The organism is Streptomyces sp. ITFR-6, from assembly GCF_031844725.1.
Classification (GTDB): domain Bacteria; phylum Actinomycetota; class Actinomycetes; order Streptomycetales; family Streptomycetaceae; genus Streptomyces.
Map to the genome: position 1 here is coordinate 5,798,022 of NZ_CP134612.1, position 20,246 is coordinate 5,818,267.

Sequence of the window (20,246 nt, forward strand, 5' to 3'; positions counted from 1 at the left end):
TATCGATCACGGATGGCTACGGAAGGCTGACACCATGGGGCTTCGGCGCACCAGGCGGGGAGCGCAGGAGAGCGGGCGGGCGGCACGTGAGGCCCGCACGGCGCACACCTACGCGGGGCCCGTCCCCGCGGACCCGGCCGTCGAACTGCGCGGTGTCCGCAGGCAGTACGGCAGGGGCGGATCGGCCGTCCACGCCCTGCGCGGCATCGACCTCGCCCTGCCGAGGGGCAGCTTCACCGCGGTGATGGGCCCCTCCGGCTCCGGCAAGTCGACGTTCCTCCAGTGCGCGGCCGGGCTCGACCGGCCCACCGCGGGATCGGTCAGCCTCGGCGGCACGGAGATCACCGGCATGAGCGAGAACAAGCTCACCGAACTGCGCCGCAGCCGCCGAGATCCTCCAGCTGCTGCGGCACGCGGTCGACACCCTCGGCGCGACCGTCGTGATGGTCACCCACGACCCGGCGGCCGCCGCCTACGCGGACCACGTGCTCTTCCTCGCCGACGGTGAGATCGCGGACCGGCTGCCCCGCGCGGGCGCCGCCCGGATCGCCGCCCGGATGACCGCACTGACCGCCCCCGACTACGCAAGGGCCGCCGTCTGATGTTCGTCCCTAACGGCCTTGCCCGCGCGGCCGTACGCTTCAAACCCGCGTCCTTCGCGGGCACCTTCGTCGCCCTCCTGCTGGCCGCGGCCATCGTCTCCGCCTGCGGCATCCTGCTGGAGACCGGCCTGCGCGCGTCCGTACCGCCCGACCGCTACGCGAAGGCGCCGGTGATCGTCGCCGCGGACCAGCAGGCCCGGCTGACCGTCGGCAGCGGGGACGACCGGCACGAGGAGTCCAGCGCGCTGCCGGACACCGCCCGGCTGTCCGACACCCTGGTCGCCAGGGCCGCCGCCGCCCCCGGCGCCACGGCCGCGATCGGTGACGTCGGCTACCCGGTGCGCCTGGGCGCCGCGCACGAGGGGCCCGGCTCCGCGGCCGACGGCGTTGGCTCGACGACCGACGGCTCCGAGGCCGACCGGGCCGGTTCGACGCCCGACGGCGTTGGCTCCGCGGTCCACGGGTCCGGCTCGACGCCCGACGGTGTTGGCTCCGCGGCCGATGGGACCGGTTCGACGCCCGACGGGGCCGGCTCCGTGACCGACGGGACCGGCTCGACGCCCGACGGGTCCGGCTCGACGCCCCACGGCGTTCGCTCCGCGACCCACGGCGTCGGCTCCCCGGTGCGCCAAGGCTCCGCGCCCCTCACCGCGCACGGCTGGGGATCCGCCGCGCTCACCGGCACCCGGCTCGCGTCCGGTGACGCGCCGCGTACCGGCGAGGTCGTCGTCCCGGCCGGCCACGCCGGGGCCCGGACCGGTGACCGCGTCACGCTGGACACCCCGGCGGGCCCGAAGGAGTTCCGGGTCTCCGGCACCACCGACGCCGACGCCACCGTCTGGTTCACGGACCGCGAGGCCGTGGCGCTCTCCGGCCACCCCGGCCGGGTCGACGCCATCGCCGTACTCGCCGCCGACCCGGCCGCCCTCGCCCGCCAGGTCTCCGACGCCCTCGGCCACCCGAAGGGCGTCAAGGTCAGCACCGGCGACGACCGGGGCGCGGTCGAGGACCCGGGCCTCGCGGACGCCAGGGAGCTCCTCATCGGGCTCGGCGGCTCCTTCGGCGGCGTCGCCACCATGGTCGCCGTCTTCACCGCAGCCGGTACGGTCGCCCTCTCCGTCGGCCAGCGCAGCCGCGAATTCGCCCTGCTGCGCGCGATCGGGGCCACCCCGCGCCAGCTGCGCCGCAGCATCGCCACCGAATCCCTGCTCGTCGCACCGCTCGCCGGTGCGCTCGGCTGGCTGCCCGGAATCGCCCTGGCCGCCTGGTGGTTCGGGCAGCTCAAGGCGAAGGGCGCCGTCCCGGACGCCGTCGGGCTGCGGATCTCCTGGCTGCCGCTGACGATCGCCGTCGCCGCCGCGATGTTCACCGCGCTGAGCGCCGGATACGCCGCCGCGCGCCGCCCGTCGAAGACGAAGCCGGGCCTCGCGCTCGCCCAGTCCGCCGTGGAACGCCCGCCGTTCGGCTGGATCCGCACGCCCCTGGGGATCGCCGCGCTGGCCGGTGGCGGCGTCTTCGCGGGCATCGCCGCCTCACAGACCGGCGACGACGCGGCCAACGCCGCACTCGGTGTGGTCATGCTCTTCATGCTCGCGGTCGGACTGCTCGGCCCGCTGATCGCCCGGATCTGCGCCTCGGTCCTCGGCCTCCCGCTGCGGGCCGGCGGCGCCTCCGCCTCCCTGGCCGCGGCCAACTCCCATGCCAACTCACGGCGGATGGCCTCCGCGATCACTCCGATCGTGCTCGCCATGGCCTTCTCCTCGACGCTCGTCTTCATGCACACCAGCGAGGACCGGGCGACCGAGCACCAGCAGCGCGACGCCTTCACCGCGGACCACATCGTCTCCGCGCCGGCCGGCCTCGCCTCCGACGCCACCGAGCGCGCCGCCGCCACCCCCGGCGTCTCCACCGCCGTCGGACTGCTCCGCACCTCCGTGCTGGTCCCCGGAGGATCGGGCGGGGACACCTGGCTGGAGAACGCCCCGGCGCAGGGAGTCATCGGCTCCGGCCGCGAACTCGCCGCCGTCCAGGACCTCGACGTCCGCACCGGATCACTCGACGCCCTGGCCCCTGGCACCGTAGCCATCGACACCACGCTCGCCAGTTCGGCGAAGGCGCACACCGGCGACCGCCTCGCGCTGCGCCTGCCGGACGGCACCAAGGCCTCGCCGAAGATCGTCGCGGTCTACGGAAGAGGCCTGGGCGCCGCCCTCGTCACCCTCCCCTCCGCCGATCTGCGGACCCACGTCACCTCGCCGTACGCCTCCGACGTATTCGTACGGGCGACCCCGGCGGGCGCGGAGCGGCTCGCCGCACTCGGCACCGTCACAGACCCCTCCGGCTACGCCACCGCGCGGAGCCGGGACCGCGAGCTGAACGCCTGGGCCAACACCGTGATGGCCGCGGTCCTCGGCGGGTTCGCCGCCGTCGCGGCGGTCAACACGCTGGTGATGACCGTCCTGGACCGCCGCAGGGAGCTGACCATGCTCCGGCTCGTCGGCTCCACCCGCCGCCAGATCATGGGCATGATCCGCTGGGAGGCCCTGCTGGTCACCGTGGCCGGGGCCGCGCTCGGCACGGCCATCGCGCTGGCCACGCTCATCCCGATGATGCGGGGCCTGACCGGCGAATCCCCGTACATCCCGCCCGCGTTGTACGGATCGTTCCTGGCCGCCACGGTCGGCCTCGGCCTCGCCGCCGCACTGGTGCCCGCCCGCGCCGCCCTGAGCAGGGCCGCGGCCCGGCCGTAGAGTCGGGCCATGACGGCACCCCGCGCACACCTGACCCTGGCCGAAGTCGAGCGCATCGCCCGTGCGGCCCACGAGGGCCAGCGGGACAAGGCGGGACGCCCGTACGCCGAACACCTCGCGGCCGTCGCGGCGGGTGTACGGGCCGGGGGCGGCAGTGACGAGCAGATCGCCGCCGCCTGGCTGCACGACGCGGTCGAGGACGACGCGCTGTCCGAGCGCTGGCTGGCGGATGCCGCGCTGCCGCAGCAGGTCAAGGACATGGTCCTGGCGGTCAGCAAGCGGGCGGGCGAGGAGCTTCCGGCGTACGCCCGCCGCATCCGGGAGACCCCGGGCGCACTGCTGGTCAAGGAGTCCGACCTCGCGCACAACGCGGACCCGGCCCGCCTCGCGGTCCTGGACCCGGCGACCCGTACCCGGCTGGCCGCGAAGTATGCGCAGGTGCGGAGCCTGCTCGGACTCACCGCCCCGGAATCACCCACCGAACGTCGGGATTGAGCCAACACGGCGGAGCCGGACCCGCCCGGGTCCGGCTCCGCCGTGTTGGCTCAATCCCGACGTCTCAGATCTTGGCGGCGTCCCGCCGGAACGCCCAGTTCATGTCCGGTTCGGTCACACAGCGCATGACCCGTCGCACCGGAGGCGTGCACAGCAGCGTCACCCCGACCGAGGCGGCCACGGTGACGAGCACCAGCCCGGTGGGCGAGATCAGCCAGTCGTTGTGGTCGAAGAGGCCCGAGTAGTCGGCGCCCTTCACCAGGAACCCGTGCAGCAGATAGCCGCAGATCGTGCCGGCACCCAGGACCGTGAACCACATGTGGCGGCGCGGCACCCACGCCAGGAACCCGACGGTGAGCAGCGTCGCGCAGCCGAACAGGGCGAGGGTCATCACCGCGCCCGACCACCACGGCGCGTCCATCTCCTGGGCGCTGGAGTCGCGCAGGAACCAGCCCAGCTGCATCCGGGGCGCCGCCCAGTAGGCGAAGACCGCCGCACCGGCGAACAGCGGCAGGGCCAGCAGCCGCACCTCGCGGCGCTTGATCAGCCGGAAGTGCTCGGGCTTGAGCTGGAGCCCGAGCACGAAGAACGGCAGGAACTGCAGGACGCGCGGCAGGTCGAGGTCGTCGCCGATGCTGGGGGCGAGCGAGGCGAGGACCGCGATCACGAGCGACACGGCCAGCGGGTGGCGCAGGTTCTGCCAGATCGGCGTGGTGAGCCGCCAGATGAACAGCGCGACCAGGAACCAGGTGAGGTACCAGGGCTCCAGCAGGCTGATCGCCCCGTCTGACGAGCCGCTCGCGTACCGCCGGAACAGCGAGTACGCCGTCTCGAACACGATGTACGGCACGGCGACCCCCGTCACCAGGCGTTTCACCTTGGCGGGGGTCAGGCTGAACGAACGTGAGAAGTAGCCGGAAATGATGATGAAGGCCGGCATGTGGAAGGTGTACGTGACCATGTACGCCGCGCGGGCCGCCCGGCTGCCCTCCATGACCGGTACCCATGAGTGCGCCACCGCGACCAGCACGATGGCGAGGTACTTGGCGTTGTCGAAGTAGGCGTCACGCTTCTTCGCGGGCGGGGCCTGCGCGGGCCGTTCCGCCACGGCCACCGCGGTGGGTGCGTCCGGAGCCTGGCCCGGCGCTCGGCGTCTGGGCTCCGACTCCCGGGTCGCCGGGGGGAGCGGGGCCCTCTGGAATACGTTCGGAGCGTGGAACATCTCAAACACCCTAGACGTCTCGATTGCATTTCGTAAAACTGCCATCGGATATCGCGTGTGCCCAGTCGACCAAAAGGCAAACCCCTGTTTTTTGCCCGTTATGGGCTGGTTAATCCTCCTTAAATGGTGCATACGGGTGGGCAGTTGGGCGCGGTGAATTACGTCGCATTCGGCGCCGGGAATTGCATGTGGATGAAGTGTGTGGATAAGGAAACGATCGCCGTCGCAGATCATTTCCGTTCATCGGATCATTATCACGCGCACCCTCCGCCTCTGCCGTGCCACCACTGGACCGGCGGCCGGGTGCGGAGGCTGTGAACGGGTGTGCAACCGGCGCAAGATGGCGCGATACCGACTGGTCGCTACGTCAGACGGCGGCGACCACAGGGGAGTTGGTGGCACGATGGACGCAAACGGAGGCGTGCACGGCCGCACGCTTCCGGGCCGGCAAGGCGGACCGACCGAGGGTGTGATCAGTCGTGGCCATTTCACTGTCTGTGGTGCTTCTTTTGGCGATCATCCTGGTGGTCCTGATCCGAGGCGGGTCCATCAAGGCCGGACCCGCGGTCGTCGCGGTGCTCTTCGGCTTCTTCCTGGCATCGACCGGCATGGCGCCGTCGATCCAGAAGTTCATGGACTCGATAGCGCAGAGCATCAACCAGATCAGCTTCTGACCCCGGACGCGCGTCCCGGGCCCTACCCCGGCCCGGGACGCGCGCGGGGAAGGTGCGCGATGAACGCGCAGGGGGAACGCGAAGGGCCCGGTCCGGCGGCCATCCGAGAGGATGACGCCGGGCCGGGCCCGAGCCATGGAGCGGGCGACGGGAATCGAACCCGCGTAGCTAGTTTGGAAGACTAGGGCTCTACCATTGAGCTACGCCCGCATGCACCGCACCGCAGGTCACCGGGACCGCGGCACGAGAAGCATCGTAGCGGGTCGAGGGCGCTGCCCGCACACCCGATCCCGCACCCGGTGTCGCGTCGGGCGACGCCTCCGGAAAAGCGGCCGATGCACTGCCGGTCTCCATGTACCCTACGTGTCGCACCGACGGGGTGTGGCGCAGCTTGGTAGCGCGTCCGCTTTGGGAGCGGAAGGTCGTCGGTTCGAATCCGGCCACCCCGACCACCGGCAAGATCGCATTGTGGGAGTTCTCCACCTTGCCGTTACTATGCAAAATGCGTGCCCGTGTGTCTGATGTACCGGGCTCGGTCCGCGAAGCCGCCTCGTGTGCGGTGGAGCAGAACCCCAAGAAGTCAGCCACAAGGAGACCGAACCGTGAAGAGCGCCGTGGAGACCCTGAACCCGACCCGGGTTCGGCTCAGCATTGAGGTGCCCTTCGAGGAGCTCAAGGACAGCCTCGACGCGGCGTACAAGAAGATCAACCAGCAGGTCACGGTGAAGGGGTTCCGCAAGGGCAAGATCCCCAACCGGGTCATCGACCAGCGGTTCGGCCGTGGTGCTGTGCTGGAGGAGGCCGTCAACGACGCCCTTCCGAAGTTCTACACCGAGGCCGTCAACGAGGGAGAGCTCAACGTCCTCGGCCAGCCGGAGGTCGACATCACGGAGCTGAAGGACGGCGAACTGCTGGCCTTCACCGCCGAGGTTGACGTACGCCCCGAGATCGAGATTCCGGACTACTCCGGCATCGAGGTCACCGTCGACGCCCTTGAGATCAGCGACGAGGACATCGAGAAGGCCGTGGAGCAGCTCCGCGAGCGCTTCGCCTCGACCAGCCCCGTCGAGCGCGCCGCCGCCGACGGCGACGTCGTGACCATCGACCTGACCGCCAAGGTCGAGGGCGAGGTCCTGGAGGACGGCGTGGCCGAGGGTGTCTCGTACACCATCGGTTCCGGCGAGCTCCTCGAAGGCATCGACGGCGCCGTGACCGGCCTGGAGGCGGGTGGCGAGGCCACCTTCACCTCCGAGCTGAAGGGCGGCTCCGCCGAGGGCAAGGAGGCCGAGGTCACCGTCAAGGTCACCGCGGTCGCCGCCCGTGAGCTTCCCGAGCTGGACGACGAGTTCGCCCAGATGGCGAGCGAGTTCGACACCCTCGACGAGCTCAAGGCCGACAGCCGCAAGCGGCTGGAGAGCACCAAGCAGTACGACCAGGCCACCCAGGCCCAGGAGCGGGTCCTGGAGGAGCTCCTGAAGCTCGCCGAGGTCCCGATCCCCGAGAAGCTGCTCGCGGACGAGGTCCAGACCCGCAAGCACAACCTGGAGCACCACCAGCTCGGCCAGATGGGTCTCGACCTGGAGAAGTACCTGGAGATCCAGGGCAAGACCCTTGAGGAGTTCGAGGCGGAGACCTCGGAGCAGGCAGTCAAGGGCATCAAGACCCAGTTCATCCTTGACGAGCTCGTCAACAAGGAGAAGCTGAACGTGAACCAGGAGGAGCTCACCGAGCACCTCATGCGGCGCGCGCAGTCCTCCGGCATGAGCCCCGACCAGTTCGCCCAGGCCGTCGTCGAGGGCGGCCAGGTGCCGATGCTCGTCGGCGAGGTCGCCCGGGGCAAGGCGCTGGCCGTGGTCGTCGAGGCCGCCAAGGTCGTCGACACCAACGGTGAGCCCGTCGACCTTGAGGACGACGAGGACGTGACGGAGGAGGCCACCGAGGCGACCGAGGCCGCCGAGGGCACCACCGACGCCGACGAGGCGAAGACCGAGGCCTGAGCCTCGCGCTGAACCCGTACGACGGGCTCCGGACGCAGTCGCGTCCGGAGCCCGTCGTCGTATCGGCGCACGGCCCTACAACCCGTGTGCGCACTGCGGACCTTGCGCTCCCAGCGAACAGTTGCGGAAGCGGGATGGCGTTGTCCCACCTGCGCGTTAGGGTCCATGAATAGGAAGGGTCGGGGAGTCCCGGCCCACCCGGTACGAAGACGCTGAGACGGCCGGAGCCGTCAGAGACGAGCAGGTGGATACGTGACGAATCTGATGCCCTACGCCGCCGGAGAGCCGTCCCTCGGTGGAGGCCTCGGTGACCAGGTCTACAGCCGACTGCTCGGCGAGCGCATCATCTTCCTCGGTCAGCAGGTCGACGATGACATCGCCAACAAGATCACCGCGCAGCTGCTCCTCCTTGCCGCGGACCCGGACAAGGACATCTACCTCTACATCAACAGCCCCGGCGGTTCGGTGACGGCCGGTATGGCGGTGTACGACACCATGCAGTACATCCCCAACGACGTGGTCACCATCGGTATGGGCATGGCGGCCTCGATGGGCCAGTTCCTGCTCACCGGCGGCACCGCCGGCAAGCGCTTCGCGCTCCCGAACACCGACATCCTCATGCACCAGGGTTCGGCCGGCATCGGCGGTACGGCCTCGGACATCAAGATCCAGGCCCAGTACCTGCTGCGCACCAAGCAGCGGATGGCGGAGATCACCGCCCGCCACTCCGGCCAGACCGTGGAGACGATCATCCGCGACGGCGACCGCGACCGCTGGTACACCGCGGAGGAGGCCAAGGACTACGGCCTCATCGACGAGATCATCACGATCGCGTCGGGCGTTCCGGGCGGCGGCGGCACCGGCGCCTGATCCGGCCGACGCCGGACCGCACCGCAGCGCACCGCTTTTCTCTCGTACGCCGAGACACCCAGCCACAGAACGCCACCAGGATGGTGAACACCCACATGAACAACTTCTCCGGCGCCTCCGCGAGCGGCCTCTACACCGGCCCGCAGGTGGACAACCGCTACATCGTCCCGCGCTTCGTGGAGCGCACCTCGCAGGGCGTGCGTGAGTACGACCCGTACGCGAAGCTCTTCGAGGAGCGCGTGATCTTCCTCGGGGTGCAGATCGACGACGCCTCCGCCAACGACGTCATGGCGCAGCTGCTGTGCCTGGAGTCGATGGACCCCGACCGGGACATCTCGATCTACATCAACAGCCCCGGCGGCTCGTTCACCGCGCTCACCGCGATCTACGACACGATGCAGTTCGTGAAGCCGGACATCCAGACGGTCTGCATGGGCCAGGCGGCCTCCGCCGCGGCCGTGCTGCTCGCCGCCGGTACCCCGGGCAAGCGCCTGGCTCTGCCGAACGCGCGTATTCTGATCCACCAGCCGTCCTCGCAGACCGGCCGTGAGCAGCTCTCCGACCTGGAGATCGCGGCCAACGAGATCCTGCGGATGCGGACCCAGCTGGAGGAGCTGCTGGCCAAGCACTCCACCACGCCGATCGAGAAGATCCGCGACGACATCGAGCGGGACAAGATCCTGACCGCCGATGACGCCCTGGCCTACGGCCTGGTCGACCAGATCGTCGCGACCCGCAAGAGCGCGGCCGGAGCGGCCGCCTGACGTCGGCCTTTACCCCTTGGTACGGCAGGGTCACCCGGCCCCGGCCGTGTGAACCGTGCCAAGGGGGGCCCGAACGGGGGCCCAGGCAAGGTACCGTCGGATAGAGGCACCAGGAGGCGCTGAACCAGGCGTCTCCCAGGCGAAGGGGAAGCACCTCGTGGCACGCATCGGTGATGGCGGCGACCTGCTCAAGTGCTCGTTCTGCGGAAAGAGCCAGAAGCAGGTGAAGAAGCTCATCGCGGGACCCGGTGTGTACATCTGCGACGAGTGCATTGATCTCTGCAACGAGATCATCGAGGAGGAGCTCGCGGAGACCTCCGAGGTGCGGTGGGAGGAACTTCCCAAGCCGCGCGAGATCTACGAGTTCCTTGAGGGGTACGTCGTAGGCCAGGAGCCCGCGAAGAAGGCTCTCTCGGTCGCTGTGTACAACCACTACAAGCGGGTTCAGGCGGGCGAGAACGGCGGCGGGGCGAGCCGTGACGACGCGATCGAACTCGCCAAGTCCAACATCCTGCTGCTGGGCCCCACGGGCTCGGGCAAGACCCTCCTCGCGCAGACACTGGCCCGGATGCTCAACGTCCCGTTCGCCATCGCGGACGCGACGGCGCTGACGGAGGCCGGCTATGTCGGTGAGGACGTCGAGAACATCCTGCTGAAGCTGATCCAGGCGGCCGACTACGACGTCAAGAAGGCCGAGACCGGGATCATCTACATCGACGAGATCGACAAGGTCGCCCGCAAGAGCGAGAACCCGTCGATCACCCGCGATGTCTCCGGCGAGGGCGTCCAGCAGGCTCTGCTGAAGATCCTGGAGGGCACCACCGCCTCCGTACCGCCGCAGGGCGGCCGGAAGCACCCGCACCAGGAGTTCATCCAGATCGACACGACGAACGTGCTGTTCATCGTGGGCGGCGCGTTCTCCGGCCTGGAGAAGATCATCGAGTCCAGGGCCGGCGCCAAGGGCATCGGTTTCGGCGCCACGATCCGCTCCAAGCTGGAGATCCAGGCGAGCGACCAGTTCCAGGAGGTCATGCCGGAGGATCTGGTGAAGTTCGGGATGATCCCCGAGTTCATCGGCCGCCTCCCGGTCCTGACCTCGGTCCACAACCTGGACCGCGAGGCCCTGCTCCAGATCCTCATCGAGCCGCGCAACGCCCTGGTGAAGCAGTACCAGCGGCTGTTCGAACTCGACGGTGTGGAGCTGGACTTCGAGCGCGAGGCGCTGGAGGCCATCGCGGACCAGGCGATCCTGCGCCAGACCGGCGCACGCGGTCTGCGCGCGATCATGGAGGAGGTCCTCCAGTCGGTGATGTACGAGGTGCCGTCCCGCAAGGACGTCGCCCGGGTCGTCATCACGGCTGGCGTGGTCCGCAACAACGTCAACCCGACCCTGGTCCCGCGCGAGCCGCGGACGATCGGGAAGAACGACGACGGCAGGCACGAGAAGTCGGCGTAGCGGTGGCGTAGAGACGCACGCGAAGGGGCGCCCGGCCGGAACGAACCGGCTGGGCGCCGCTTCGCGGTGCCGGGATCAGACCTTGGTGCGGGAGGTGTTGTAGAGCTTGGCGGTGAGGCCCGCCACCTCGTCCTGAGACATGGGCTTGTTGGTCATGGCCCCACCGACGTCGAAACCGATGACAGCACCGACGGTGCTGTCATCGGCCCAGATGCAGACGGGCATGACCATTTCCTTGGGGCCGCCCGCCGCGGTGCCGTCGGCCTTGTCGTTGGCGACCTCCATGTTCTGGTACTTCATGAGCGCGTCCTTGAAGCCGGACGGAGTGACGCTCTCGGGGCTGCCGACGAGGGAGGTCTTGGCTTCGTCGTCCTCGGACATCCCCTTCTTGGCCTGCGCGAACATGCCGTCGAGGGCCTTCGCAGGGTCGGCTACCTCACCCCAATTTCCGTACACCATGAGCATCTTGCTCGTGAGCGGGTTCTTCCCGACATCGCCGCTCGCGTACTGGGCCTGAGCCTGGTGGACGTCCTTGATGCCCCGAGCTTCGGCGTCGGACTTGTCCTTGCTCGTCATCTCATCCGAGGATGCGGCGTCGTTCTTCTTGTAGTCGTCCACCGAGGCCGCCGGCGTCAGCTTGTACCCCTTCGTGGAGTCCGCCACGTCGCTGTTGCTGGCGCCGCCGCCCGACGTCAGGAAGTACACGCCGCCGCCGATGACCGCGAGCGCCACGATCACGCCGCCGATGATCAGGCCGGTCTTCTTCTTCGGCGGCTGGGCCGGGGGGAAGCCGGGCTGCTGGCCGTAGACCGGCTGGCCGCCGTACGGGGGAGTGGGGGGCTGCTGGCCCTACGGTCCGGGCTGGCCCTGGGGCTGCTGCCCGTCGTACGGGCCCGGCTGGTTGAAGCTCATCTGCGGATTCCCCTGTTCGTGAAGCTCAAGCGTTCTTATGTGTTCCGAACATCCTGACGGACGTCCCACGTACGTGGGGCACCGGGAGGCACACCGTTACCGAACAAACCGGTTTCGGCGCATGACTGTGACGGCCCTAAACTGTGTCGCGTGACCGAGAACGCAGCGCAGCAGCCAGCCAGCCACCCCGAACTGCCGACCCAGTACACGCCGGCCGAGGTAGAGGGGAAGCTGTACGAGCGCTGGGTGGAGCGCGGCTACTTCGAGGCCGACGAGCACAGCGAGAAGCCGCCGTACTCCATCGTCATCCCGCCGCCCAACGTCACCGGCTCCCTGCACCTGGGCCACGCCTTCGAGCACACGCTGATCGACGCGCTGGTCCGGCGCAAGCGGATGCAGGGCTTCGAGGCGCTCTACCAGCCAGGTATGGACCATGCGGGCATCGCCACCCAGAACGTCGTCGAGCGCGAGCTCGCCAAGGAGGGCAAGTCCCGCCACGACCTGGGCCGTGAGGCGTTCGTCGAGCGCGTCTGGAAGTGGAAGAACGAGTCCGGTGGCCAGATCTCCGGCCAGATGCGCCGCCTGGGCGAGGGCGTCGCCTGGTCCCGTGAGCGGTTCACCATGGACGAGGGCCTGTCCAAGGCCGTCCAGACCGTCTTCAAGCGGATGTACGACGACGGGCTGATCTACCGCGCCGAGCGCATCATCAACTGGTGCCCGCGCTGTCTCACCGCGATCTCGGACATCGAGGTCGAGTACCAGGAGGACGACGGCGAGCTCGTCTCCATGAAGTACGGCGAGGGCGACGAGACCATCGTCGTCGCCACCACCCGCGCCGAGACGATGCTCGGGGACACCGCCGTCGCCGTCCACCCCGACGACGAGCGTTATAAGCACCTGGTCGGCAGGCAGATCAAGCTGCCGCTGACCGACCGCACCATCCCGGTCGTCGCCGACCACCACGTCGACCCCGAGTTCGGCACCGGTGCCGTCAAGGTGACCCCGGCGCACGACCCGAACGACTTCGAGATCGGCAAGCGCCACGACCTGCCGTTCCTCACCGTCCTGGACGAGCGCGCCGTCATCACCGTCCCCGGCCCCTTCCAGGGACTGGACCGGCTGGAGGCCCGCTCCGCGATCGTCGCCGCCCTGCGCGCCGAGGGCCGGATCGTGGCCGAGAAGCGCCCCTACGTCCACTCCGTCGGGCACTGCTCGCGCTGCAAGACGACCATCGAGCCGCGACTGTCCCTCCAGTGGTGGGTCAAGGTCGAGCCGCTCGCCAAGGCGGCCGGTGACGCCGTCCGCGACGGCAAGGTCAAGATCCACCCGCAGGAGATGGAGAAGCGGTACTTCGACTGGGTCGACAACCTCCACGACTGGACGATCTCGCGCCAGCTCTGGTGGGGCCACCGCATCCCCGTCTGGTACGGCCCGAACGGCGAGGTCGTCTGCGTCGGACCGGACGACGAGGCCCCGACGGGTGAGGGCTGGACGCAGGACAGCGATGTCCTGGACACCTGGTTCTCCTCCGGCCTGTGGCCCTTCTCCACGCTCGGCTGGCCCGAACAGACCGACAGCCTCGCGAAGTTCTACCCGAACTCCGTCCTGGTCACCGGCTACGACATCCTCTTCTTCTGGGTCGCCCGGATGATGATGTTCGGCCTTTACGTCAACGACGGCGTCCCGCCGTTCGGGACGATCGTGCTGCACGGCATGGTCCGCGACGAGCACGGCAAGAAGATGTCGAAGTCCTTCGGCAACGTGGTCAACCCGCTGGACTGGATGGACAAGTACGGCTCCGACGCGCTCCGTTTCACCCTGGCGCGCGGCGCCAACCCCGGTACCGACGTCCCGATCGGTGAGGAGTGGGTCCAGGGCTCCGCCAAGTTCTCCAACAAGATCTGGAACGCCACCCGCTTCGCCCTGATGAACGGCGCGACCATCGAGGGCGAGCTGCCGGACGCCGCCGAGATGTCGGTGACCGACCGCTGGATCCTGTCCCGCCTCAACAAGACCGTCGCGGAAGTCGACGCGTACTACGACGACTTCCAGTTCTCCAAGCTCAGCGAGGCGCTCCGGCACTTCGCCTGGGACGAGGTCTTCGACTGGTACGTCGAGCTGTCCAAGACCACGTTCTTCGGCGGCGGCCGGGCGGCCGAGGTCTCGGGCCGGGTCCTGGGCGAGGTCCTCGATGTGATGCTGCGCCTGCTGCACCCGGTCGTCCCGTTCGTCACGGAGACGCTCTGGACCGCGCTCACCGGCCGCGAGTCCGTCGTCATCGCTAACTGGCCCGCGGACAGCGGCTTCCGTGACGACGCCGCGGAGCAGGAGATCGAGCTCGTCCAGCAGGTCGTCACCGAGGTCCGCCGGTTCCGCTCCGACCAGGGGCTCCAGCCCGGCCAGAAGGTCCCGGCCGAGCTGAACCTGGCCGGCACCCCGCTCGCCGCGCACGAGGCGGCCATCCGGCAGCTGCTGCGCCTCCAGCCCGCCGGGGACGAGTTCCAGGCCACCGCGTCGCTGCCCGTCGCGGGCGCCACCGTCGCGCTCGACCTGTCCGGCACGATCGACGTCGAGGCCGAGCGCAAGCGGCTGACGAAGGACCTGGAGGCGGCCCGCAAGGAGAAGGCGCAGGCCACCGGGAAGCTCGGCAACGCGGCGTTCCTGGCCAAGGCCCCGGACAACGTGGTCGACAAGATCCGCGGCCGGCTCACCAAGGCCGAGACCGACATCGAGCGGATCAGCAGCCAGCTCGCGACCCTGCCCACCGGCTGACGGCTCGCGTACGGAGCCCCCGCGCACCCGGCCCGCCCGGGAGCGCGGGGGCTCCGCCGTACCCGCGCCGCCGGGCGCTGCGCGCGATGTCGGTGGCCATCCGTAGACTGGTCCTGTGAGTGAGCCCCGCCCTTCCGACCGGCACGACGCGTCCGACTCCGACGACACCTTCGCGGAGATCGTCGACGAAGAGACCCAGCGCGACCCCGACCTGGCGGTGATCGAGGCCGGGAGCCGGACGCTGCGCGCCGCCTCCGGCCCGCCACAGGGCGACGAGGTCCCCGCCCGCCCCACCGATCCGGAGGTGGACAAGGCGCTGCGCGCGGTGGAGCAGGAGCTCGCCGGGCGCTGGGGCGAGACCAAGCTCGAACCGTCCGTGGCGCGTATCGCCGCGCTGATGGACATCCTCGGTGACCCGCAGCGCGCGTACCCCTCCATCCACATCACCGGTACCAACGGCAAGACGAGCACGGCCCGCATGATCGAGGGCCTGCTCGGCGCCTTCGAGCTGCGCACCGGGCGCTACACATCGCCGCACGTCCAGTCGATCACCGAGCGGATCAGCCTGGACGGCGCCCCGATGGACGCCGAGCGGTTCGTCGAGACGTACCAGGACATCAAGCCGTACGTCGAGATGGTCGACGCCCAGCAGCCCTACCGGCTCTCCTTCTTCGAGGTGCTCACCGGCATGGCGTACGCGGCGTTCGCCGACGCGCCGGTCGATGTCGCCGTCGTCGAGGTCGGCATGGGCGGCAGCTGGGACGCGACCAACGTGATCGACTCCACGGTCGCGGTCGTCACCCCGATCTCCCTGGACCACACCGACCGGCTGGGCTCCACGCCCGGCGAGATCGCGGTGGAGAAGGCCGGGATCATCAAGCAGGGTGCGACGGTCATCCTGGCCCAGCAGCCGGTCGACGCCGCCCAGGTGATGCTGAAGAAGGCAGTCGCGGCCGATGCCACGGTGGCCCGCGAGGGCATGGAGTTCGGCGTCGTCTCGCGGGAGGTCGCGGTCGGCGGGCAGCTGCTGACGCTGCGCGGACTGGGCGGTGAGTACGACAACATCTTCCTTCCGCTGTACGGCGCCCACCAGGCGCACAACGCCGTGGTGGCGCTCTGCGCCGTCGAGGCGTTCTTCGGGATCGGCGCGGAGCAGCCCGGATCGCTCGACGCCGACATCGTCCGCAAGGCCTTCGCCGCGGTGATCTCGCCCGGCCGTCTCGAAGTCGTGCGCTCCAGCCCGACCGTCATCCTGGACGCCGCCCACAACCCGGCCGGCGCCCTCGCCGCCGCGGCGGGGATCTCCGAGGCGTTCGGCTTCTCCCGGCTGATCGGGGTGGTCGGGGCCAGCGGCGACAAGGACGTCCGGGGGCTCCTGGAGGCCTTCGAGCCGATCTTCGCGGAGGTCGTCATCACTCAGAACTCCAGCGGCCGCGCGATGGACGCCGACGAGCTGGCCGCCGTCGCCGTCGAGGTCTTCGGCAACGAGCGGGTCCAGGTCGAACCCCGGCTCGACGACGCGCTGGAGGCGGCGATCACCCTCGCCGAGGAAGAGGACGAGTACGCGGGCGCCGGGGTGCTGGTGACCGGATCCGTGATCACGGTCGGCGAGGCCCGGCTGCTTCTGGGAAGGCACTGACCCACGTGCGTACGCTCTGTGCATCGACGCTGCTCGGTGAGTTCTTCGTGATCGGCTTCGCCGGACTCGTCGCGATGAAGTCCGACGACCTGTCGTCCGCGACGGTGTGGACGGTCTGCTGTATCGGCATGCTGCTCTCCGTGCTGCTCTGCGGGGTGATCACCCGTCCCGGTGGGGTGCAGCTCGGCTGGGCGCTCCAGATCGCGCTGGTCGCCAGCGGCTTCGTGGTGCCGATGATGTTCATCCTGGGAGTGGTCTTCGGCGGCCTGTGGTGGGCCTCGGTGCACTACGGCCGCAAGATCGACGAGGTGAAGGCGCGGTGGGCCGCGCAGGAGGCGGCGCAGGCCCCGGCCGGCACCTGAGCCCAGTGGCTGTCGTCCCGCGGTCAAACCCGGCGGCGGGGTCCTCACCGTGCCCCTGTAATCTCGCTTCACCGCACCCGTATGCCTGACCGGTACGCCTGACCCGTATGCCTGACCGTATTTCTGCAAGGAGCCGCACATGACCCAGCGCACCCTCGTTCTTCTCAAGCCCGACGCCGTCCGTCGCGGTCTGGTCGGCGAGATCGTCGGCCGCATCGAGCGCAAGGCCGGCTGGAAGATCACCGCGCTGGAGCTGCGTACCCTCGACCGGGCCACGCTGGAGCAGCACTACGCCGAGCACGTCGGCCGCCCGTTCTACGAGCCGCTCGTCGAGTTCATGCAGTCCGGGCCGGTCGTCGCTCTGGTGGCCGAAGGCGAGCGGGTGATCGAGGGCGTCCGCGCGCTGGCCGGTCCGACCGACCCGATCGCCGCCGCGCCCGGCTCGATCCGTGGCGACTTCGGCACGATCACCCGGGAGAACCTCATCCACGCCTCGGACTCGGAGGAGTCCGCAGAGCGAGAAATGAAGCTGTTCTTTCCGGGACTTTCCTGACCTTCGCTCCGCCAAACAGCGCTCATGACCTGGGGCGACCGAAGTAATTCGGTCGCCCTTCGGCATAGGGCCACCGATCGCGGGAACGCATCCCCCCGACGTAACGTCACCATGAGTGGGACGGCCACCCGTTCTGCTCAACAAGGCGAAGGACCCTCGCGCTGTGTCGGTGTATCCGGCACTACGATGGAAGCTTCCACGCCCGCAGCGCTCATCTCGCCTACCAAAACAAGCCATCACCGCTTTCACTTGGGAAGGCCCGACGCATCCTCATGGGGAACAAGGGGAACTCAATGTCGTTCATCGGCCGTGACATGGCTATCGACCTCGGGACTGCCAACACGCTGGTGTACGTCAGGGGGCGCGGCATCGTTCTGAACGAGCCGTCCGTCGTGGCCATCAACACCAACACCGGCGGCATCCTGGCGGTCGGCGCCGAGGCCAAGAAGATGATCGGCCGTACACCGGGCAACATCGTTGCCGTACGGCCACTGAAGGACGGCGTGATCGCCGACTTCGAGATCACGGAGCGGATGCTCCGCTACTTCATCCTGAAGATCCACAAGCGCCGCTACCTGGCCCGCCCGAGGGTCGTCGTCTGTGTGCCCTCCGGCATCACAGGGGTCGAGCGACGCGCCGTCATCGAGGCGTCGACGCAGGCCGGCGCCCGCCAGGTGCACATCATCGAGGAGCCCATGGCGGCGGCCATCGGCTCCGGGCTGCCGGTCCACGAGGCCACCGGCAACATGGTCGTCGACATCGGTGGCGGCACCACTGAGGTCGCGGTCATCTCGCTCGGCGGGATCGTCACCGCCCAGTCGATCCGGGTCGCCGGTGACGAGCTGGACAACGCGATCATCCAGCACATCAAGAAGGAGTACTCGCTCCTCCTCGGTGAGCGCACCGCCGAACAGATCAAGATCACCATCGGTTCGGCGTTCGAGCTGGAGAAGGACGAGCACACCGAGATCCGCGGACGCGACCTCGTCTCGGGTCTGCCCAAGACCGTGGTCATCTCCGCGACCGAGGTCCGCAAGGCCATCGAGGAGCCGGTCAACGCGATCGTCGACGCGGTCAAGACCACGCTCGACAAGTGCCCGCCGGAGCTCTCCGGCGACGTCATGGACCGGGGCATCGTCCTCACCGGCGGCGGCGCGCTGCTGCGCGGCCTCGACGAGCGGCTCCGGCACGAGACGGGCATGCCGATCCACATCGCGGAAGACCCGCTGGACTCCGTCGCGCTCGGATCCGGCAAGTGCGTCGAGGAGTTCGAGGCGCTCCAGCAAGTGCTGGACGCCCAGCCCCGACGGTAGAAACTCAACTGGCCCTCCGCGCGGACGCTGCCGTTCCGCGCGGGGGATCGTTGATATACAGGCACGAACATTCCTACGAGGAAGGCACGGCCGCCGCACGTGAGGGACACACGAGAGAGCCGGCTGCTCCTGGTGCTGCTGATCGTCATCGCGTTCGCACTGATCACGGTGGACATCCGCGGCGGCGAGGCGTCGCCGGTGGACGGCGCCCGGCAGGCCGCCTCCACGGTCTTCGGACCGGTCGAGAACGGGGTCGCCTCAGCGGTCGACCCGGTGGGCAACGCCATAGGGGCGGTACGCGCCTCCGGCGCCCGGCACGACAAGATCGCCGCACTGGAGCAGCAGAACGCCGCGCTGAAGGCCAAGCTCGGCAGCGACGACCAGAACCGCAGCAGGGTCCGCGAGCTCGACAAGATGCTCAAGAAGTCGGGCGCCGGACAGTACGGCATCAAGGCCGCCGAGGTCATCGCCATAGGAGCGGCCCAGGGCTTCTCCTGGACGGTCACCATCGACGCCGGCTCCAAGGACGGTCTCAAGCGCGACATGACCGTCCTCAACGGCGACGGACTCGTCGGCAGGGTCACCACCGTCGGCCCGGACACCGCGACGGTGCTCCTCGCCAACGACCCCGACTTCACCGTCGGCACCCGGATGGAGGCCACCGACGAACTCGGCTTCGCCACCGGCCAGGGCTCGCGCCCGATGGCCGTCCAGTTCCTGAACGGCAAGGCGAAGGTCAAGAAGGGCGACCGGCTCGTCACGTTCGGGTCCAGCAAGGACAAGCCGTTCGTGCCCGGCGTACCCGTGGGCGAGGTCGTCCGGGTCGACCCGTCCGGCGGCGACCTGACCCGCACGGTCTACGTCCGTCCGTACGTCGGCTTCACCAAGCTCGACATCGTCGGCATCGTCGTCCAGGCCCCGCGCGAGGACCCCCGCGACGCGGTCCTGCCGAAGAAGCCGGCCAAGCCCGCCAAGCCGAAGCCCACCCCGACCGTCACCGTCACCATCTCGCCCAACGGCGACCTCGTGGACACAAACGGCAACGTCGTCGGGAACATCCACGAGAGCGCGGACCCCAGCGGCAGCCCGGACCCCAATCCCAGCGGGAACGCCACACCGAACGCCGACAACGCGGTAAACGAACAGAGGTAGAGCTGATCCCCATGCACGTCAACCGGACTCTGCTCTCCATCGCCCTGGTCGTGCTCGCGCTCGTCGTCCAGGTCTCCGTACTCGCCCGGCTCCAACTGCCCGGCGCGGTGCCCGATCTGCTCCTCATGGTCGTTCTCGGACTGGCCTTCGTCTACGGCCACGTCAGCGGCGCCCTCATCGGCTTCGGTGCGGGGCTGCTCGCCGACCTGGCGCCGCCGGCCGACCACGCGGCCGGCCGGTACGCCCTGGTCCTCTGCGTCATCGGCTACCTCGCCGGACTGGTCAAGCCGGAGAACGGCCAGCTCAAGTCGGCCGTCATGCCGATGGCCGTGGTCGTCGCGGCGGCGATCGGATCGACCCTGCTGTACGCGGGGGTCGGCGCGCTCGTCGGGGACACGGCCGCTCGCCACGTGGGGCTCGGCAGCCTGCTGTTCACCGCGGCCGTCTACGACCTGCTGCTCGCACCGTTCACGGTGCCCCTGATCATGGCGATGGCCAGACGCACGGTGAACGACCCGCTCACCGAGTCCTCCTCCGGCGGCAAGGACGCCACGGCGGGCTGGCTCGCGGCGGGCACCGGCCTGCGCATCGGCAGCCAGCGCGGCGGACTGCGCGTCAAGGCCGCCCGGAACCGGGCGGCTCGCGCCGGACGGATCAAGGGAGTCAAGCGACTGTGAGCCCGCAATCCCCGGGGACCGCCCACCGCGCCCCCC

15 protein-coding genes, 2 tRNA genes and 2 pseudogenes are annotated in these 20,246 nt (G+C 69.5%); 16 read left to right on the forward strand and 3 right to left on the reverse strand.

What is annotated here, in order from left to right; genetic code table 11:
• The first annotated feature begins 34 nt into the window (after window positions 1-34).
• The 3 genes and pseudogenes from RLT59_RS26435 (at window position 35) to RLT59_RS26445 (ending at window position 3,847) form a co-directional block, all read left to right on the forward strand.
• Window positions 35-602: pseudogene (locus tag RLT59_RS26435) on the forward strand (ATP-binding cassette domain-containing protein).
• A complete protein-coding gene (locus RLT59_RS26440) occupies window positions 602-3,352 on the forward strand; it encodes an ABC transporter permease (RefSeq protein ID WP_311305705.1) in 2,751 nt (916 codons plus the stop codon). Before RLT59_RS26435 ends, RLT59_RS26440 begins: the two are co-directional and overlap by 1 nt.
• Before the next feature lie 9 nt (window positions 3,353-3,361).
• Window positions 3,362-3,847 carry an HD domain-containing protein gene (locus RLT59_RS26445; RefSeq protein ID WP_311305706.1) on the forward strand — a complete coding sequence of 162 codons (486 nt, stop codon included), beginning with the start codon at window positions 3,362-3,364 and terminating at the stop codon, window positions 3,845-3,847.
• A gap of 64 nt (window positions 3,848-3,911) precedes the next feature.
• Here the strand turns inward: RLT59_RS26445 and RLT59_RS26450 are convergent, their stop codons facing one another.
• Window positions 3,912-5,069 carry an acyltransferase family protein gene (locus RLT59_RS26450; protein WP_311305707.1) on the reverse strand — a complete coding sequence of 386 codons (1,158 nt, stop codon included), beginning with the start codon at window positions 5,067-5,069 and terminating at the stop codon, window positions 3,912-3,914.
• Window positions 5,070-5,548: 479 nt separating this feature from the next.
• Between RLT59_RS26450 and RLT59_RS26455 the strand changes: the two genes are divergently transcribed.
• Window positions 5,549-5,743 (forward strand): hypothetical protein, encoded by a 195-nt coding sequence (locus tag RLT59_RS26455; protein WP_145763503.1) that lies wholly within the window; start codon window positions 5,549-5,551, stop codon window positions 5,741-5,743.
• 136 nt (window positions 5,744-5,879) lie between these two features.
• On the opposite strand, the gene RLT59_RS26460 is transcribed toward RLT59_RS26455, so the two are convergent.
• Window positions 5,880-5,953: transfer RNA gene (locus RLT59_RS26460), tRNA-Gly, on the reverse strand.
• Window positions 5,954-6,118: 165 nt separating this feature from the next.
• On the opposite strand from RLT59_RS26460, the gene RLT59_RS26465 reads away from it, so the two are divergent.
• The 5 genes from RLT59_RS26465 (at window position 6,119) to clpX (ending at window position 10,830) form a co-directional block, all read left to right on the forward strand.
• Window positions 6,119-6,195: transfer RNA gene (locus RLT59_RS26465), tRNA-Pro, on the forward strand.
• Window positions 6,196-6,345: 150 nt separating this feature from the next.
• On the forward strand, window positions 6,346-7,740 hold the full coding sequence (gene tig, locus RLT59_RS26470) for a trigger factor (protein ID WP_311305708.1): 1,395 nt from the start codon (window positions 6,346-6,348) through the stop codon (window positions 7,738-7,740).
• A 264-nt stretch (window positions 7,741-8,004) separates the two neighbouring features.
• Complete coding sequence (locus RLT59_RS26475; RefSeq protein ID WP_164494417.1) at window positions 8,005-8,610, forward strand: ATP-dependent Clp protease proteolytic subunit; 606 nt, start codon at window positions 8,005-8,007, stop codon at window positions 8,608-8,610.
• Between the two features lie 80 nt (window positions 8,611-8,690).
• Window positions 8,691-9,374, forward strand: coding sequence for an ATP-dependent Clp protease proteolytic subunit (locus RLT59_RS26480; protein ID WP_024492986.1), 684 nt, complete (start codon window positions 8,691-8,693; stop codon window positions 9,372-9,374).
• Window positions 9,375-9,531: 157 nt separating this feature from the next.
• Window positions 9,532-10,830, forward strand: a complete 1,299-nt coding sequence (gene clpX, locus RLT59_RS26485) for an ATP-dependent Clp protease ATP-binding subunit ClpX (RefSeq protein ID WP_311305709.1) — start codon at window positions 9,532-9,534, stop codon at window positions 10,828-10,830.
• 75 nt (window positions 10,831-10,905) lie between these two features.
• Here clpX and RLT59_RS26490 read toward each other — a convergent pair.
• A pseudogene (locus RLT59_RS26490) lies at window positions 10,906-11,742 on the reverse strand (hypothetical protein).
• Between the two features lie 150 nt (window positions 11,743-11,892).
• Between RLT59_RS26490 and RLT59_RS26495 the strand changes: the two are divergent.
• The 7 genes from RLT59_RS26495 (at window position 11,893) to mreD (ending at window position 20,210) form a co-directional block, all read left to right on the forward strand.
• Entirely contained in the window at window positions 11,893-14,514 is a 2,622-nt protein-coding gene (locus tag RLT59_RS26495) for a valine--tRNA ligase (RefSeq protein WP_311305710.1), read from the forward strand.
• Between the two features lie 115 nt (window positions 14,515-14,629).
• On the forward strand, window positions 14,630-16,153 hold the full coding sequence (locus tag RLT59_RS26500) for a bifunctional tetrahydrofolate synthase/dihydrofolate synthase (RefSeq protein ID WP_311305711.1): 1,524 nt from the start codon (window positions 14,630-14,632) through the stop codon (window positions 16,151-16,153).
• A 5-nt stretch (window positions 16,154-16,158) separates the two neighbouring features.
• Window positions 16,159-16,515, forward strand: coding sequence for a DUF4233 domain-containing protein (locus RLT59_RS26505; RefSeq protein ID WP_311305712.1), 357 nt, complete (start codon window positions 16,159-16,161; stop codon window positions 16,513-16,515).
• A 139-nt stretch (window positions 16,516-16,654) separates the two neighbouring features.
• Complete coding sequence (gene ndk / locus RLT59_RS26510; RefSeq protein WP_024492992.1) at window positions 16,655-17,068, forward strand: nucleoside-diphosphate kinase; 414 nt, start codon at window positions 16,655-16,657, stop codon at window positions 17,066-17,068.
• A 293-nt stretch (window positions 17,069-17,361) separates the two neighbouring features.
• Window positions 17,362-18,381: a rod shape-determining protein gene (locus tag RLT59_RS26515; protein ID WP_024492993.1), complete on the forward strand. Its 1,020-nt coding sequence runs from the start codon at window positions 17,362-17,364 to the stop codon at window positions 18,379-18,381.
• A gap of 99 nt (window positions 18,382-18,480) precedes the next feature.
• A complete protein-coding gene (mreC, locus tag RLT59_RS26520) occupies window positions 18,481-19,533 on the forward strand; it encodes a rod shape-determining protein MreC (protein WP_311305713.1) in 1,053 nt (350 codons plus the stop codon).
• 11 nt (window positions 19,534-19,544) lie between these two features.
• On the forward strand, window positions 19,545-20,210 hold the full coding sequence (mreD, locus tag RLT59_RS26525; protein ID WP_073739034.1) for a rod shape-determining protein MreD: 666 nt from the start codon (window positions 19,545-19,547) through the stop codon (window positions 20,208-20,210).
• Window positions 20,211-20,246 lie beyond the last annotated feature (36 nt).

Bases quoted from the DNA above. Each gene is read 5' to 3' on its own strand.
- RLT59_RS26515 (WP_024492993.1), top strand. From the start codon at position 17,362: ATGTCGTTCATCGGCCGTGACATGGCTATCGACCTCGGGACTGCCAAC.
- mreD (WP_073739034.1), top strand. From the start codon at position 19,545: ATGCACGTCAACCGGACTCTGCTCTCCATCGCCCTGGTCGTGCTCGCG.
- RLT59_RS26475 (WP_164494417.1), top strand. From the start codon at position 8,005: ATGCCCTACGCCGCCGGAGAGCCGTCCCTCGGTGGAGGCCTCGGTGAC.
- RLT59_RS26450 (WP_311305707.1), bottom strand. From the start codon at position 5,069: ATGTTCCACGCTCCGAACGTATTCCAGAGGGCCCCGCTCCCCCCGGCG.
- RLT59_RS26445 (WP_311305706.1), top strand. From the start codon at position 3,362: ATGACGGCACCCCGCGCACACCTGACCCTGGCCGAAGTCGAGCGCATC.
- RLT59_RS26480 (WP_024492986.1), top strand. From the start codon at position 8,691: ATGGTGAACACCCACATGAACAACTTCTCCGGCGCCTCCGCGAGCGGC.
- RLT59_RS26440 (WP_311305705.1), top strand. From the start codon at position 602: ATGTTCGTCCCTAACGGCCTTGCCCGCGCGGCCGTACGCTTCAAACCC.
- ndk (WP_024492992.1), top strand. From the start codon at position 16,655: ATGACCCAGCGCACCCTCGTTCTTCTCAAGCCCGACGCCGTCCGTCGC.